The organism is Bradyrhizobium sp. BR2003 (assembly GCF_009720285.1).
Classification (GTDB): Bacteria; Pseudomonadota; Alphaproteobacteria; order Rhizobiales; family Xanthobacteraceae; genus Bradyrhizobium; species Bradyrhizobium elkanii.
In genome coordinates this window covers 39,050-53,856 of record NZ_SMYJ01000011.1, presented here as the reverse complement: position 1 = coordinate 53,856, position 14,807 = coordinate 39,050, and the positions used below count along the sequence as shown (strand labels likewise).

Genomic DNA, 14,807 nt, shown 5'->3' with positions numbered 1-14,807 from the left:
TCGGCCCGAGCCTGTGGCACGTCGTGGGCCGGCATCGGTCCAGGGCTTTGAATATTCGGACGCCATGCGCAGCAACAAGCCCCCCTGGGACGCAGCAGCGTTGGATACCTATCCCGCCGATCCCCGCGGCGACGTTCACGGCGCGAAGATGATCTTCAAGAGGCGGCCCGACGCGCACGATCGCGCCGACGTCATTGCCTATCTGCAAACCGCGCGGTGAGTTTCACTAAAATCGCGGGCCGTTCTGGTTAGCCGACGGCGTCTCCCATGGGTCGACGCGCGAAGGAGCGAACGTGTAGCCCGCCGCCTCGCACGATGAATGTGGTGGTTACGCAGAGTTTATCATCGGCCGCGCTTTGCGCGGAGGCTAACCCCCCCTGCCCACGCCCCTCCCTCCGCTCACTCCGTCCTTCTCAGGAACGCCCCGAACGCCCTCGGGCCGTCGCCGACCTTGATCTCGCCGATGACCTTCAGCTCGGCGGCGTCGATCACATCAAGCGTGTTGCTCTCCCAGTTCGCGACCAGGATGCGCTTGCCGTCGGCGGTCGCCTCGATGCCTTCGGGGTAGTCGCCGACGGTGACCCGCTTCACGGGCTGCAAGGTCGCCAGGTCGAACACACTGACCTTGCCGTCATACTGGTCGGTGACGAAGCCGCGGCCCTGCGCCAGCGCCACCGCGTAGGGACGCAGGCCGACATGGACGCGGCCGATCTCGCGGGCGGTCGCGATGTCGATCACGGAGACGTCGTTGGTGCCGACATTGGCCGTGTAGGCGCGATTGCCGTCGGCGTCGATGGTGACGCCGAACGGCCGCGTCCCGACCTTCACGATCCCCCTCCGCTCGCGCGAGGCGGTGTCGATGATGGAGACGCTGTCATCGTCGCGATCCGCCGACAGCAGCAGCAGTCCATCCGGCGTCACCGCCAGCCCGGACGGCGATGCACCGACCGCGATACTTGCGGCGACACGCCGCTCTCTGGCATCGATCACCCGCACCGCGGCGGCGTACCAGTCGGCGACATAGACCGTCGCGCCGTCGGGCGCGACCGCGATGCCGAGCGGCCCGCCGCCGACATCGACCCGACCGACGACCTTTCGCGCCGAGGCGTCGACCACGGTGACCGCCTTGGCATCCGGACTGGTCACATAGGCGAAGCGGCCGTCATTGCTGACGGCAACGCCGGCGGGCTTGCCGCCGATCGCGATGGTCGCGACCGGCTTCGAGGTCGCGAGATCGACCACCGTGAGGTCGTCGCTGAGCTGGTTGGTGACGAATGCCTCCTCGGCGCGCGCGGCGCCGAGGCTGGAGAGCAGCGCGACGAGCACAATCGCACGCATCGCTAAAGCCCGATGAGATTGAGGCGAACCATGATCGCGCTCTAGCTCCTTGTTTTGAGCATGATCCTGTCGGAAAACCGCTTCGCACTTTTCCGGATCATGCTCAGGTGCCGCTCTCGATCCTCTTCTTCAGCGCTTCGAGCCCGGCCTTGTAGAGCCCGCTCACCGCCTTCACCGCGGCCTCGTCGCTCAGCTCCGGCGGCGGATCATTGTTCGGAAAACCGCGGTAGAACGCGCCGGCCCATTCCAGCTTCGACTTGCCGTCCGGCGCCGGCGACACCGTCAGCGTCGAGGAATAGTTGGTGACCGGCAGCACCTTCACGTCGACCGCCGTGATCCGGTACGAATAGCTCATCATCTCCGGTTCGTATTTATAGAGTTCCTCGTCGACGGTGGCGCCGGGTCCCAGCGTCAGCCGCCGAGTGGCGCCGATCTCGTTGCCCTTCTCGCCCTCGGTCTTGGTGACGCCGGCGAGCCAGCTCATGTCCTGGAAATTGCCGATCACCGCCCACACTTTCGCCTGCGGCGCGTCGATCTCGATCGATGCCCGCACCTTCTGGCGGGTCGGCCCGTGAGCCCACGCGGCCCCCAACACAGCCAATGCCGCCACCACGACGCAAGCTCGCGCGATCGTTCGCCTCATCCTTGTTCTCTCCCGATATGTGTCGGCCATCCGCCGCCTGGCGCATGCCGCAGTTTATGGTCCGGGTTCTAGACTAGATCGGGGACCGGCTTCTTGCACCAGAGCGAAGTCGCGGCCGGCGGCTTCTCCGGGAGGCAAGCCTGCCCGGGCGGTGGGCTCACCCCTCGATCGCCGCCTCGACGAACCCTTTCGGATCGTCGCAGAACTCGCGCATGACCTTGTAATGATCGGTGTCCCTCAGGTTCACCGGCTCCAGCCCGTATTTCGTCAGCCGCAGCAGCGTCGCACTCGGATAGGCCATCAGCACCGGTGAATGCGTGGCCATGATCACCTGGCAGTGGCCGGTGCCGTGCATCCGGTGCAGCAGCTTGAGGAATTCGATCTGGCGCGACGGCGACAGCGCGGATTCCGGCTCGTCGAAGATGAAGATGCCTTGCCGCTGGCAGCGCTCCTCGAAGAAGCGCAAAAAGCCTTCGCCGTGCGAATGCGACAGGAAGTCAGCATAGGGGCTGGCGACGGAGTCGAGATATCTGGCAACCGAGTAGAAGCTCTCGGCGCGGAAGAACCAGCCATTGGTGATTTTCGGCAGCCAGCTCGCGCGGAGCGCGGTCGCAAGCGAGCCGCCCATTTCCTCGACCGCATTGCTGTGATCGACCGGCATGTAGCCCTTGCCGCCGCCGGCATCATCATAGCCGGCCATCACGGCGATGCCCTCGAGCAGCGTCGACTTGCCGGTGCCGTTCTCGCCGACAATGATTGTGATTGCCCTGTCGAAGCTCAGCTCGAAATCGTCGCGCAGCAGCGGCAGCACGAACGGGTAAGCCTCGCGGTCCGGGATCCGCGCAGGCTCGAGCCAGACCCGCCGCAGATATGGCGCGGGCATGTTGATCGGGCGGTTTCGTCTGGCCATCGGTCCAACCTTTGGGGTCGCGCCTCGGAACGCACAATCCCAGATCGATATGGATCCGTCAAGAACGCAACAAGAACAACAAGCCCAGGCCGGAAGCGTTGTCGATGCATCATGCTAACAGATGCTCAAGCGCCCGCTGCCGCCACCACCCTTCAACCGAGACCCGCGCCGATGCCCAGCCGCAGCTATGACCTGTTCCGCGAGGCGATCCTCACCGAGCAGCAGGTCGTCTGCATCTATGACGGCCGGCCGCGCGAGCTCTGCCCGCACATCATCGGCCACAGCAAAAGCGGTGAAGAGGTCGTGCTGGCCTGGCAGTTCGCCGGCGAGAGCTCGGGCAAGCTGCCGCAATGGCGCTGCCTACGGCTCGCCAACGTCAGCGACATCAGCCTGCGCAAGGGCCGTTGGCACGAGGGAGGCTCGCACCGCACCGAGCAACGTTGCGTCAGCGCCATCGACCTCGACATCAACATCGATGTCCGCAAGCGGCGGTGAGCGGCCCATACTCATGTCGCGAGAATGCGGGTGTGTGACTCGCAGACCGAGCAACAAATTAGATGTCGTCCCGGGCAAGCGAAGCGCGACCCGGGGACCCATAACCACCGAAGGTCATTGTTGCATAACACTGGAGACACAGCTCGCTTCGACAACGAACGTCTGTGGTCATGGGTCGCGGCTCTTCGCCGGGACTACAGTGGAGGACGCGGTGCAATATTGGTTCCAGCGCACGCCAGGACGACGATGGAGATGGAGCGTGCAGTGGCCCCTACGGCTGCTCCGCCTCCGCCAGCACCTCGAGCGCCAACTCCATCGTCATCAGCACCGGGTTGTCGCCGCGCACCAGGCGTCCCTCGGCGATGCCGCCGAGATAGTCGACCAGTGCGATATCGAGTTCGGCATGCAGCCGGCCATCCGCGTCCGGTGCGATCTCGCCTGCGGTCACCGCGAGCTCGGTCGCGAACGGCACCACGCTGTGGCCGTCGGTGAAGACGGCGCCGATGGTCGAGCCGACGCCGCCATGCAGCCGCGCGCGCAGGATGCCGTGCTGGCGGCAGAAGCCCTCCAGCGCGCAAGCAAAATCCTGGTTCGGCCGCAGCCGGAGCGCGAAGGCATGGCTCGTGGTCTTCGCCCCGCGCGGCGCGCTGGCGACGGGGCCGAACAGCTTGAAATTGGTCTCGCTGTCCGCTTCGGCCAGGAATGTCGCGCCGTCCATCCCGAACGCGTTGACCTCGAACGGCTCGGCGACAATGGTTTCATCCGGCAGCATGTGGCCGCCGTTGAAGCGGCCATCGGCCTCGGTCCACAAGCCGTGGCAATGAAAGAACGGCGCACCATCGCGTTCGCCGAAGGTCAGCGCCGCGAGCTTGAGGTGCGTCACGCCGTCGGGACGAAACGTGTCGCTGTAGAACGCGGCGTTGGCGCCGTCCTTCGACAGCGCCGGCATCACATAGGCGAACGGCCCGACCGCGCCGCCCCTGGCGCTCAGTACGCCGCCGGAAAATCCCTCTGCCATAAAGCCGCGGCGCACGGCTTCGAGCAAGGAAATGCCGGCCTCGAGCACGAATGAAAAGGCGCGGCCGCGCGCGCTGACCCATTGGATGCGCTCTGGATGCGGAGCGCCGGGCTGGGCGATGCTGCGCATCGCCTCACGCGCCCGTCGATTTGGCGATCACCTCGAGCAGCCCGCGTGCCTCGAGCTCGTCGCGGATCAGTCGCTTCGGCACCTTGCCGTAGCCGGATTTCGGCAAAGCCTCCCAGAAGAAGAAGCGTTTCGGCATCTTGTAGCGCGGGACTTTCGGCGCGAGATAGGCGGCAAGCTCGGCCTCCGCGACCGCCTCGGCGCCCTCGCGCGCGACACAGACCGCGACACCGACTTCGCCCCAGAACGGATCGGGCACGCCGAGCACCGCGACCTCGCCGACCGCGGGGTGCGTCAAGAGCTTCTCCTCGATCTCGCGCGGATAGATGTTGGAGCCGCCCGAGATGTACATGTCGGAGGCGCGGCCGGTGATGTAGACGAAGCCTTCCTCGTCCATGTGGCCGAGGTCGCCGGTGCGGAACCAGCCATCGCGGAACGCCTTCGCGTTGGCCTCGGGATTGTCGTAGTAGCCCGCGAACACACCGGGACCGATCACGCAGATCTCGCCGGTCTCGTGCGCCTTCAGCTCGCTTCCATCGTCGCCCTGGATCGAGACCTGCATCCCGGTGCGCTCGAAGCCGCAGGTGCCGATCCGCGCATGCGGCCCGTCCTCGGGATCGTGCAGGCCGGGCGGCAGCACGGTGATATTGCCGGTGACCTCGCCGAGGCCGAAATACTGCACCAGCACGCCGCCGAGCTTGTGCAGCGCCGCCTTCTGGTCCTCGCGATACATCGGCGCGCCGGCATAGATGATGTAGCGCAGCGAGGAATGGTCGTGCTGGTCGGCGGCGGGATGCTCGACCATCATCTTCAGGATCGTCGGCACCGTGAACATGTTGCTGACGCGATGCCTGGCGATCAGCCGGAAGGCTTCGGCGATGTCGAACTTCTCCGACGGCAGCAGGATGGTCGGTACGCCACGCGCAGTCTGCACCAATTGATGGACGCCGGCGCCATGCGACAGCGGCGCCACCACCAGCGAGGCGTCCTCTTCCGTGGTGCCGGGCATCAGGTCGGCGAGATGGTTGGTGATGACGAAGGCCATCTGGCCATGGGTCAAGACGGCGGCCTTGGAGCGGCCGGTGGTGCCGGACGTGAAGAAGAACCAGCAGGGATCGTCGTAGTCCACGGCAACGTTCTCGACCACAGCGCCGGCGTGTCTGGCGATGACGTCACCGACGGTCGCCTCGCCGAACGTGCCCTCCTCCCCGATCCGCCAGACGAATTCGAGCGCGGGATTGGCGGCCGCCTTGGCATGTTCGGGGAAGTCGGCGTGGCAGAGAAACGCCTTGGCGCCGGAGGCCGCCGCGAGATAGGCGACCTCGTCCGGCATCAGGCGGAAGTTGGTCGGCACCCACACCGCGCCAAGCCGGAAGGCCGCGAACATCGACCAGAACATCTCGTCGCAGTTCTTGGAATGCACCAGAATGCGGTCGCCCTTGACGATGCCGCGTGCGGCCAGTGCCGCCGCCAGCGCCGAGACGTTCTGGTCGATGTGACGCCAGGACCAGGCCTTCTCGTTCCAGATGAAGCCGGGTCGATCCCCGTGGCGGCGGGCGTTCTGGGTCAGGATGTAGGCGAGGTTCATCACCCGGCGCGACACCCGCGCGATCCCGCCGCGCGGTGCGGCAGCAGCCGTCCCGCTCATTGCCGCCCCGCCGATACGCACAACAGACAGGGCAAGGTCAGGACGGTCATCGGATATTTCCTCGGTCAGAACCGGGCGTCTTCAAGCGCCGCAAGGGGTCGGTACCACCCCGTTTATCGCCAAGCCGTCGCCTTCGGCAAGGCCCGCCGGGCGCACCCCGATGATACCGCGCGCCGGCGGCGGCCAACCCGTTGTTTTCTGCTCAGGCCGCTACTGCGGGTGCTTGGCGAGTTCCTGCTCGCTCAGGTTCCAGTCCTGCCACAGCTGCAACGCGCCTATAAAGGCGACCAGTGCGCCGAGCAGGATGTGCCAGAACTGCAGCCAGTGGTCCTCGGCATAACCGAAGACCAGGGGCGATGCCATCAGCCAGAGGCCGAGCAGGATGCTGGCGACCTCCTCCCAGCGGTGCAGCGCGACATATTCGAGCTGGGCGATGCCGAGCACCAGCATGCCGACCATGAAGCTGTTGAGGACGAGGTGGCTGCGCTCGATATCGACGGCGCCGCTCACCTGCATCGGAAACCAGGGCGAGACCATGATCAGCACGCCGAGCAGCATGCCGACCCAGTCCTCCCAGGGACGGTGTGTGTTGAAGAAACGATTGTCCGACATGACGAACCTCCTCCGACAAGAGGCATACGTTCCGGCGGCCGGCTCCGCCACTCCGTACCAGACGACCATCCGGCCGCATCAGGGGCGTATGTCTGACATCAAACCTAATCGAACTGCATCCGTCCGCAAGGCCTCGTCCAGCGGGTCTGCGACGCTGCAGCGCCGACCGTGGCCGGCAGCGTGTCACCGCGCCCCGCCGAGCCGCGCCAGTGCCCCCTTGGCGCTCTGCAGATCGGGCTGCAGCTCGAGCGCCTTGCGGAAATCGGCCGCCGCGCCCTTCTTGTCGCCGAGCCGCAGCTTGGCCTGGCCGCGATTATTCCAGGAATAGACGTCGTTCGGATCGTATTGCAGCGCCTTGTCGTAATCGGCGAGCCCGCCCTTGTTGTCCCCCTGAAAGAGACGGATCATGCCGCGGTTGCGCCAGCCGCGCGCATCGGTCGGCGCGATCCGCGCCGCCTCGCCGTAATCGGCGGCTGCGCGATCGAGCTGCTCGGCATCGCGATAGACATTGCCGCGGTTGATATAGGCGAGGACGTTGGGCTCGAGCCTGATCTCCGTGGTGAAGTCGGCGATCGCATGGGCCGCGTCGCGCTTGCGGTAGTAGACGAAGCCGCGATTGCCGTAGGCGGTGGCGAGCTGCGGATTGTATTTGATGGCGAGGCTGAGATCGGCCAGCGCGCGGTCGAGATCGCCCTTGTTGAGCCAGGCATCGCCGCGATTGTAGTAGGCCAGCGCGAACGCCGGGTCGATGCGGATCGCCTCGTCGTAATCGGCAATCGCATGATCGAGATCGCGCTTGAAGGCGTAGACGCGGCCGCGATTGGTGTAGGCGCAGGCATAGGCCGGGTCGAGCTTGATGGCCTCGTTGAGGTCGGCGAGCGCAGCGTCGAGCTCGCGCTTCTCGGTCAGCCCATGGCCGCGATTGCAATAGGCGCCGGCCAGCCGCTTGCCGGTCTCGGTCTTGCCGTCGATCACCGTGGTGCAAGCGGCCACGCGATCGCCGGGCGCCGTCGTCAGGCCGACGCAGGCCTGCCAGTTCGGATCGTCGCCGGCGGCGGCTTTCGGCGGGTTTGGAAGCGTCAGGGCGGCGCCGAGCAATACGGTGGTCAGGCAGGCCAAAATGCGCATATCGTCAATCCACAAATGCCAATTTGCGGGTTGGTCGCGGCTTTGCACCGGCGGGTTCACACGCTTACAACAGGGCCTGTCAATCAACCGGGATTTTGCGATGGCCGCCGTGCGCGACAACAGTGACCAAAACCGCTTCGAGCTCGACACCGAGGGCGGCACAGCCTTTGCGAACTACCGGCGGACGCCCGCGGCCGTCATCATCACCCATACCGAAACACCGCGCGCCCTGCGCGGCCGCGGCATCGCATCGGAGTTGATCAAGGGTGCGCTGGAGCTGATCCGCGCCGACGGCCGCAAGGTGGTCGCCGGCTGCGGTTTCGTGGTGGATTACCTCGACAAGCATCCGGAATACGCGGACCTTGCCGGCTAGAACCCGTTCCCGATGAATCGGAACGGGTTCTAGCTGTTTCTTGTGACGTGTTTTCTTTACGCGAACCGGTATCCACTTCGCTCGAAAACGCTTTAGCGCGCGTTCGTCAGACGATCTTGATCGACATGTCGGGCAGGCCCTCGAGCTTGCAGAGCAGCACGTCGCCCTTGACGACCGGGCCGACGTTCTCCGGCGTACCGGAATAGATGATGTCGCCGGCCTTCAGCTCGAATGCCTCGGACAGCTTTGCGATCTGCTCGGCGACGCTCCAGATCATGTTCTTCAGATCCGAGCTCTGTCGCACCGTGCCGTTGATCGCGAGCGAGATCGCGCCTTGCGTGAAGTGGCCGGTCTTATCAGCCGGATGGATCGGCCCGAGCACCGCGGCATGGTCAAAGCTCTTGCCGATCTCCCAGGGCTTCTTCTCCGCGGCCATGCCGTTCTGTAGATCGCGCCGCGTCATGTCGAGGCCGAGCGCGTAGCCATAGACGTGATCGAGCGCCTTGTCGGCCGGAATATTGGTGCCGCCGGACTTCAGCGCGGCGACCAGCTCGACCTCGTGGTGATAGTTCTTGGTCAGCGACGGATAGGGATGATCGGCGACGGTGCCGATCGCGACATTCTGGATCGCATCCGTCGGCTTCTGGAAGAAGAACGGCGGCTCGCGCGTCGGGTCCGAACCACGCTCGATCGCGTGCGCGGCGTAGTTGCGGCCGATGCAGTAGATGCGGCGAACCTGAAACACCTCGGTGGCGCCGACGATCGGGATCGTCACGGCCGCGACCGGAAACATCGCCTTCCGCGCGGCCTCGGCTTGGGCCGGCGCGGATGGCGCGGCGGCACCGGCCAGCGCGAGGGCGCCGGTCGCAAGCATCGTCCGGCGATCGAGATCAGTCATGGGCGTTCTCCTCGTTGTTGTTGGCCGATCTATAGATGTTCGCCGGTCGATAAAAAAGGGCCCGCGCTGGCGCGGGCCCTTGCTATGCGCGGGAGGATGATCCCGTCAGTGCTTGATGTCGGGGGGCAGCTTGCCGCCATTGGCCGCGAGCTTCGTCATCACCTGCTTGTGCAGCCAGATGTTCATGCTGGCGGAATCGTTGGTGTCGCCGGTGTAGCCGAGCTCCTTGGCGAGCTCCTTGCGGGCCGACAGGCTGGAGTCGATGTCGAGCGCCTTCATCAGGTCGACGATCGAGGTCCGCCACTCGAGCTTCTCGCCCTTCGCGGCAACCGCCTTGTCGAGAATCGGAGCGACGTCAACCGACTGCGCCGGCGCCGCACCGGCGGGCACCGCGGCGGGAGACGACGATGCGCTGCCGGATCCACCGGCGGGAGCTGCGCTTGTGGCCGTTCCGCCGGCGGGCGCAGCGCTGGCGCTACTGCCGAAGATCGCGCCCATGATTTTTCCGAAAATGCTCATCGTTCGCTCCCAAGAGAGTTGAGATGTGAAGGTCACACGGCAACTGGCCGGCTGACCGAGGTCGCAGTTCAAGTCTATCGCCCCCTCCATAGCTTGCCAATGCGACATTCACTTAAGCGTGAGTGCTTTTGGCACGGTTTGGGAGTACCCTTGTTTTACAGTTCGCGACACGGCCAGTTCCCTGCTCTGTCTTTCGCGTCTGGCTTGCTCGTGATCGCTTCGAGAGGCGGCAGGTTTGTGCCCGCGTGCCGGGCGCCAGATGCGACCGCCCAGAGGGAGACAACGACCATGGCCACGTCATACCAAGGCAATGTCACATCGATGACGCAGAGCGGACAAGGCGCCGCGTCTGCGCCTGTTATCCGCACCATCGGCCTGTCCGATTTGCATCATGCGCTGCGTCTCGGCTGGGAAGACTTCAAGGCGGTGCCAAGTCACGCCATCATCCTCTGCCTGATCTATCCGGTGCTCGGCCTCGTGCTTGCGCGCACCGTGCACGGCTATTCCGTGCTGCCCCTGCTGTTTCCGCTGGCCGCGGGCTTTGCCCTGCTCGGCCCGTTTGCCGCCATCGGCCTCTACGAGATGAGCCGCCGCCGCGAGGATGGCGGGGAAGCATCTGCTTGGGATGCCATGGAGGTATTCCGCTCACCGTCATTCGGCGCGATGCTTGGGGTCGGAACGCTGCTGTTCGCGCTGTTCGTGACCTGGATCGCCACCGCCCAGGCGATTTACACGGCGGTGTTCGGCTACGAGGCCGCGGCCAACATTCCCGATTTTGCCGCGCGCGTGCTGACCACCCAGCAGGGCTGGTGGCTTATCGTGGTCGGCTGCAGCGTCGGCTTCCTGTTTGCGCTCGTCGCGCTCTGCATCAGCGTGATCGCCTTCCCCATGATGCTCGACCGCCAGGCAACCGCTGGCGAAGCCATGGTGACATCGATGCGCGCCGTCGCACAGAACCCGGTGCCGATGGCGGCCTGGGGCCTGATCGTCGCGGTGCTGCTGGTGCTGGGCACGATCCCGTTCTTCCTCGGGCTTGCCGTGGTCATCCCGCTGCTCGGTCACGCCACCTGGCATCTCTATCGCGAGGTCATCGTCAAGGATCCGAATGCGCGGCCGGTGATCCCCGAACTGCGCGAGCGCAAGCCCGCCGCGGACTTCCCGGCCAATCTGTTTCCGTGGCGGCGCGGCGATCGCGGCTAAGCGCCGCTAACCCGGATTCGTAAACGTCACAGCAACCGCCGGCCGATATATTCGGCCGGCGGTTTGTCGTCCCGGACCGTCAGAAGGATGTGGAATTGGCGTGGCATTTGCAGCGCTGCCCGAGAAAGAACGGCTCGGTCACGAGCCTTGTTTTGGCCGCTGTTGCCGCGAACATACCCGCCGCCTTTCGCGACCATCGATGACATCGCAGACTCCGGAGTGAATTGCCTATGACCTCTCGCCTTTGCTTTCGCACGCTCGCCATTGGCGCGTGGCTATTGACCTCGACGGCGTGGGCGCTGGCCGCCCAATGCGGCACGGGCACGTTCGAATCCTGGCTCGACGATTTCAAGAAAGAGGCTGCGACGAAGGGCATTTCGCAGAACGCGATCCAGGCCGGGTTGACCGGCGTCACGCAAGACAAGGCGATCCTCGCCCGCGACCATTCGCAACAGGTGTTCAGCCAAACGTTCGAGCAGTTCTCGGGCCGCATGGTGCCGCCGCGGCTCAATCGCGGCTCCGACATGATGAAGCGCTACGGCTCCGTGCTGTCGCGGATCGAGGAGGCCTACGGCGTACCGGGTGAGATCCTGGTTGCGATCTGGGGACTGGAGACCGATTTCGGCGTCAACACCGGCAAGTTTCCGACCATACGTTCACTGGCGACGCTCGCCTATGACTGCCGCCGCTCCGACATGTTCAAGGCCGAGTTGATGGACGCCTTGCGCATCGTCGAGCGCGGCGATCTGCCGCCGCAGGAGATGCGCGGCGCCTGGGCCGGCGAGATCGGCCAGACGCAATTCATGCCGTCGTCCTACATCAAGTTCGCGGTCGACTTCGACGGCAACGGCAAGCGCGACCTCCTGCACAACGTGCCCGACGTGCTGGCCTCGACGGCGAACTACCTGAAGAGCTATGGCTGGAAGAAGGGCAAGGGCTGGGAGCCCGGCAGCGAGAATTTTGCGGTGATCCAGCAGTGGAACAAGAGCGAGGTGTACGCCAAGACGATCGGCTACTTCGCCACCCAGCTCGCCAGGGCTCCATAGCGCTTTCGCACCAGATTGCGCGGCGCAGCGAGGCCAACCTTCCGCTCTGACTCGATCAACGCCGCTCCAGCTAGGGGTGAATCAAAAAGGGCCGATCGCCCCAGGCAATCGGCCCTTATCGCTATGATCAAAACTTACTTCGCCATGCTGGCTTCGGCAGCCTTGCTGAGGTGCGCGCCGCAAGCGCCCCACTTGTTGTTCAGCATCGCGTCCTGGGCGAGCGAGACTTCCTTCTCCGCCGTGAATTTGACCTCATTGTCAGCCATAGCTTCGACTGCAGCTTCGGTCTTGCCGAGATTGGCGCCGCTGCAGCCGAGGCCCGCATGATGACGATGCGCAGCCTGAGCGGGAGCGACAGCGTAGGCAACGGCAGCCACGGTGGCTGCTGCGATCAATGTCTTAATCATGGGATGATCCATCTGTTGTTCTTGGACAGATCCCAGCGTGATTGCGGAATCTGCGGAACGATTATTCGCTGTTCCCGGCACCGTTCAGAATGAACTTCGCGCGATACAAATGTGATGAGCGCTGCGCGCGTATCGCGCATGCGTTGCATAGTGTTTTGATTACAAGGCAGTAAGGAAGCAGCGCCGCAATAGCTTTGTTCGGTGTGTTCACTTCAATCGAGACTCACTTCCGATAATCAGCAGATCATTCCGCGCGACACGCGCCCCACGACCGAAATCCGGTTGCGGCAACGGCTCGGATTACCGTTCGCGTCAATGCGACCGATTGACGCGACGCCAAATCTCATGTCCGAGTTCACCATAGAATGAATATATAATCACTTTAACGGCAGCCGTTTGCATGCGAATCACGCATGGAACACGTCGCGGTGATCTCTTCCGTGACGAGGGACTTCAGCTTGAACAAACGGTCCGTAATTACCACGTAAGCCACGCAGCCAAGCTTGCCAGGATTTCACTAACCGGCTGATCTCAGGACCGTTTCGTTGAAGGCTCCGACCCCGATGGAACTTCCGTCTATGGGGCGGTTTCCCATGCGCCAAACGGTTAACCGGAACTTACCGTCGCTATGCGTTTTGAGCTTAGCTGCATCGCAACATCGGAACTACCGCACTGCACTATACCATCTATATTCACTTCAACGATGAGGCTTTGGAAAAGCTGAATCTGAATTACTAGGAGACTACCATGTTGCTCTCGCTCATCCGCATGATCCAGGCTTTCCGGGATTATCAGCGCAATGTCAGCGAACTGTCCCAGCTCAGCGATCGCGAACTCGCCGATATCGGCCTCGACCGCTCGGACATTCCGCGCGTTGCCGCCGGCACCTACAACGGCTAATCGACCGCAAGCCATCTGCTAAACGGATAACGCCCGCTTCCACAGCGGGCGTTGTCGTTTGTGGTGCGGTTTCAGATGCATATGAGATCAAAACGCGCTAACGCTGCGCGATGACACCGCATCAATCCTCTTCCCAACCCGTGCACATCGTGGGCGCGGGGCTCGCCGGCTCGGAAGCCGCCTGGCAGGTCGCCAATGCCGGCGTCCGCACCGTGCTGCATGAAATGCGCCCGCGCCGGACGACCGAGGCGCATCGGACCGACGGTTGCGCCGAGCTGGTCTGCTCGAACTCCTTCCGCTCCGATGATGCCGCCAATAACGCGGTCGGGCTGCTGCACGCCGAGATGCGGCGGCTGGGCTCCCTGATCATGCGCTCGGCCGACGCCAACCAGGTGCCCGCGGGCGGCGCGCTGGCGGTCGACCGCGACGGCTTTTCGGCCGCCGTCACCAAGGCGCTGAACGAACATCCGCTGATCGAGATCAGCCGAGAGGAGGTCGCAGGACTGCCGCCGGCCGACTGGCGCAACGTCATCGTCGCGACCGGTCCCCTCACCTCGGCGCCGCTTGCCGACGCCATCAGGCAGCTGACCGACGAGAGCGCGCTGGCATTCTTCGACGCGATCGCGCCGATCGTGCACAAGGATTCCATCGACATGTCGGTGGCCTGGTTTCAGTCGCGCTACGACAAGGTAGGCCCCGGCGGCACCGGTGCGGACTATATCAACTGCCCGATGACGAAGGAGCAATATGACGCCTTCGTCGCGGCGCTGCTCGACGGCGAGAAGGTCGACTTCAAGGACTGGGAGACCAACACGCCCTATTTCGACGGCTGCCTGCCGGTCGAGGTGATGGCCGAGCGCGGTCACGAGACGCTGCGCCACGGGCCGATGAAGCCGGTGGGATTGACCAATCCGCACAACCCGACCGTCAAGCCGTATGCGATCGTCCAGCTGCGGCAGGACAACAAGCTCGGCACGCTCTACAACATCGTCGGCTTCCAGACCAAGCTGAAGCACGGCGCGCAGCAGCGCGTGTTCCGGACCATCCCCGGCCTTGAAAACGCGGAGTTCGCCCGCCTCGGCGGCCTACATCGCAACACCTTCCTGAACTCGCCCAAGCTGCTCGACGGTCAGCTACGTCTGCGCGCGCAGCCGCGGCTGCGTTTCGCCGGGCAGATGACGGGCTGCGAGGGTTACGTCGAGTCGGCCAGCGTCGGCCTGATCGCCGGCCTCTGCGCCGCCGCCGACATGCGCGGTGCCGCGCTGACGCCGCCGCCGGCGACGACCGCGCTCGGCGCGCTGCTCGGCCATATCACCGGTGGCCACATCGAAACGATCGAGGCCGGTTCGCGCTCGTTCCAGCCGATGAACATCAATTTCGGTCTGTTCCCGCCGCTGGCCAGTGCGCCGACCAAGAAGCCGGACGGCTCGCGACTGCGCGGCAACGAGAAGACCGTCGCCAAGAAGCAGGCGATCAGCGCGCGCGCGCTCTCCGATCTCGATCACTGGATCGAAGAGCATCTGCGCGTTGCGGCAGCGGCCTGACA

Annotated in this window: 18 protein-coding genes; 7 read left to right on the top strand and 11 right to left on the bottom strand. The window is 64.6% G+C overall.

The window, feature by feature from the left end; all coding sequences use genetic code 11:
• Nucleotides 1–64: 64 nt before the first annotated feature.
• A complete protein-coding gene (locus tag E2I15_RS39155) occupies nt 65–220 on the top strand; it encodes a c-type cytochrome (protein WP_246668211.1) in 156 nt (51 codons plus the stop codon).
• Between the two features lie 179 nt (nt 221–399).
• Here E2I15_RS39155 and E2I15_RS06560 read toward each other — a convergent pair whose 3' ends face one another.
• From E2I15_RS06560 to E2I15_RS06550, 3 genes are all read right to left on the bottom strand, one after another.
• Nucleotides 400–1,338 (bottom strand): YVTN family beta-propeller repeat protein, encoded by a 939-nt coding sequence (locus E2I15_RS06560; protein WP_137480829.1) that lies wholly within the window; start codon nt 1,336–1,338, stop codon nt 400–402.
• A gap of 103 nt (nt 1,339–1,441) precedes the next feature.
• Entirely contained in the window at nt 1,442–1,981 is a 540-nt protein-coding gene (locus tag E2I15_RS06555) for an SRPBCC family protein (protein ID WP_137480830.1), read from the bottom strand.
• Nucleotides 1,982–2,138: 157 nt separating this feature from the next.
• Entirely contained in the window at nt 2,139–2,891 is a 753-nt protein-coding gene (locus tag E2I15_RS06550) for an AAA family ATPase (RefSeq protein ID WP_137480831.1), read from the bottom strand.
• 171 nt (nt 2,892–3,062) lie between these two features.
• Between E2I15_RS06550 and E2I15_RS06545 the strand changes: the two genes are divergently transcribed.
• Entirely contained in the window at nt 3,063–3,386 is a 324-nt protein-coding gene (locus tag E2I15_RS06545) for a hypothetical protein (RefSeq protein WP_137480833.1), read from the top strand.
• A gap of 271 nt (nt 3,387–3,657) precedes the next feature.
• Here the strand turns inward: E2I15_RS06545 and E2I15_RS06540 are convergent, their stop codons facing one another.
• The 4 genes from E2I15_RS06540 to E2I15_RS06525 all read right to left on the bottom strand — a co-directional run bounded on the left by E2I15_RS06540 (nt 3,658) and on the right by E2I15_RS06525 (nt 7,918).
• The gene (locus E2I15_RS06540; protein ID WP_137480834.1) at nt 3,658–4,533 is read right to left on the bottom strand and encodes a PCC domain-containing protein; all 876 of its coding nucleotides are present in this window, start codon (nt 4,531–4,533) and stop codon (nt 3,658–3,660) included.
• 4 nt (nt 4,534–4,537) lie between these two features.
• A complete protein-coding gene (locus E2I15_RS06535) occupies nt 4,538–6,178 on the bottom strand; it encodes an acyl-CoA synthetase (RefSeq protein WP_137480836.1) in 1,641 nt (546 codons plus the stop codon).
• A 210-nt stretch (nt 6,179–6,388) separates the two neighbouring features.
• Nucleotides 6,389–6,790 (bottom strand): SPW repeat domain-containing protein, encoded by a 402-nt coding sequence (locus tag E2I15_RS06530; protein WP_016846072.1) that lies wholly within the window; start codon nt 6,788–6,790, stop codon nt 6,389–6,391.
• 183 nt (nt 6,791–6,973) lie between these two features.
• The gene (locus E2I15_RS06525; RefSeq protein ID WP_170991641.1) at nt 6,974–7,918 is read right to left on the bottom strand and encodes a tetratricopeptide repeat protein; all 945 of its coding nucleotides are present in this window, start codon (nt 7,916–7,918) and stop codon (nt 6,974–6,976) included.
• A 100-nt stretch (nt 7,919–8,018) separates the two neighbouring features.
• On the opposite strand from E2I15_RS06525, the gene E2I15_RS06520 reads away from it, so the two are divergent.
• Complete coding sequence (locus tag E2I15_RS06520; RefSeq protein WP_137480838.1) at nt 8,019–8,291, top strand: GNAT family N-acetyltransferase; 273 nt, start codon at nt 8,019–8,021, stop codon at nt 8,289–8,291.
• Nucleotides 8,292–8,397: 106 nt separating this feature from the next.
• On the opposite strand, the gene E2I15_RS06515 is transcribed toward E2I15_RS06520, so the two are convergent.
• Together E2I15_RS06515 and E2I15_RS06510 are read right to left on the bottom strand one after the other, a co-directional pair.
• Nucleotides 8,398–9,189, bottom strand: coding sequence for a fumarylacetoacetate hydrolase family protein (locus E2I15_RS06515; RefSeq protein WP_137480840.1), 792 nt, complete (start codon nt 9,187–9,189; stop codon nt 8,398–8,400).
• A 105-nt stretch (nt 9,190–9,294) separates the two neighbouring features.
• Nucleotides 9,295–9,708 (bottom strand): DUF3597 domain-containing protein, encoded by a 414-nt coding sequence (locus E2I15_RS06510; RefSeq protein ID WP_038387103.1) that lies wholly within the window; start codon nt 9,706–9,708, stop codon nt 9,295–9,297.
• Nucleotides 9,709–9,996: 288 nt separating this feature from the next.
• Here E2I15_RS06510 and E2I15_RS06505 point away from each other — a divergent pair, with 288 nt between their 5' ends.
• Nucleotides 9,997–10,908 carry a DUF2189 domain-containing protein gene (locus E2I15_RS06505; RefSeq protein WP_137480842.1) on the top strand — a complete coding sequence of 304 codons (912 nt, stop codon included), beginning with the start codon at nt 9,997–9,999 and terminating at the stop codon, nt 10,906–10,908.
• A 26-nt stretch (nt 10,909–10,934) separates the two neighbouring features.
• On the opposite strand, the gene E2I15_RS06500 is transcribed toward E2I15_RS06505, so the two are convergent.
• Nucleotides 10,935–11,114 carry a hypothetical protein gene (locus tag E2I15_RS06500; RefSeq protein WP_137480844.1) on the bottom strand — a complete coding sequence of 60 codons (180 nt, stop codon included), beginning with the start codon at nt 11,112–11,114 and terminating at the stop codon, nt 10,935–10,937.
• A 24-nt stretch (nt 11,115–11,138) separates the two neighbouring features.
• Between E2I15_RS06500 and E2I15_RS06495 the strand changes: the two genes are divergently transcribed.
• A complete protein-coding gene (locus tag E2I15_RS06495) occupies nt 11,139–11,954 on the top strand; it encodes a lytic murein transglycosylase (protein ID WP_137480846.1) in 816 nt (271 codons plus the stop codon).
• 134 nt (nt 11,955–12,088) lie between these two features.
• Here the strand turns inward: E2I15_RS06495 and E2I15_RS06490 are convergent, their stop codons facing one another.
• Entirely contained in the window at nt 12,089–12,373 is a 285-nt protein-coding gene (locus E2I15_RS06490) for a hypothetical protein (protein ID WP_137480848.1), read from the bottom strand.
• Nucleotides 12,374–13,108: 735 nt separating this feature from the next.
• Between E2I15_RS06490 and E2I15_RS06485 the strand changes: the two genes are divergently transcribed.
• A complete protein-coding gene (locus tag E2I15_RS06485; protein WP_016846063.1) occupies nt 13,109–13,261 on the top strand; it encodes a DUF1127 domain-containing protein in 153 nt (50 codons plus the stop codon).
• A 110-nt stretch (nt 13,262–13,371) separates the two neighbouring features.
• The gene (gene trmFO / locus E2I15_RS06480) at nt 13,372–14,805 is read left to right on the top strand and encodes a methylenetetrahydrofolate--tRNA-(uracil(54)-C(5))-methyltransferase (FADH(2)-oxidizing) TrmFO (protein WP_137480850.1); all 1,434 of its coding nucleotides are present in this window, start codon (nt 13,372–13,374) and stop codon (nt 14,803–14,805) included.
• The last annotated feature ends 2 nt before the right edge of the window (nt 14,806–14,807 follow it).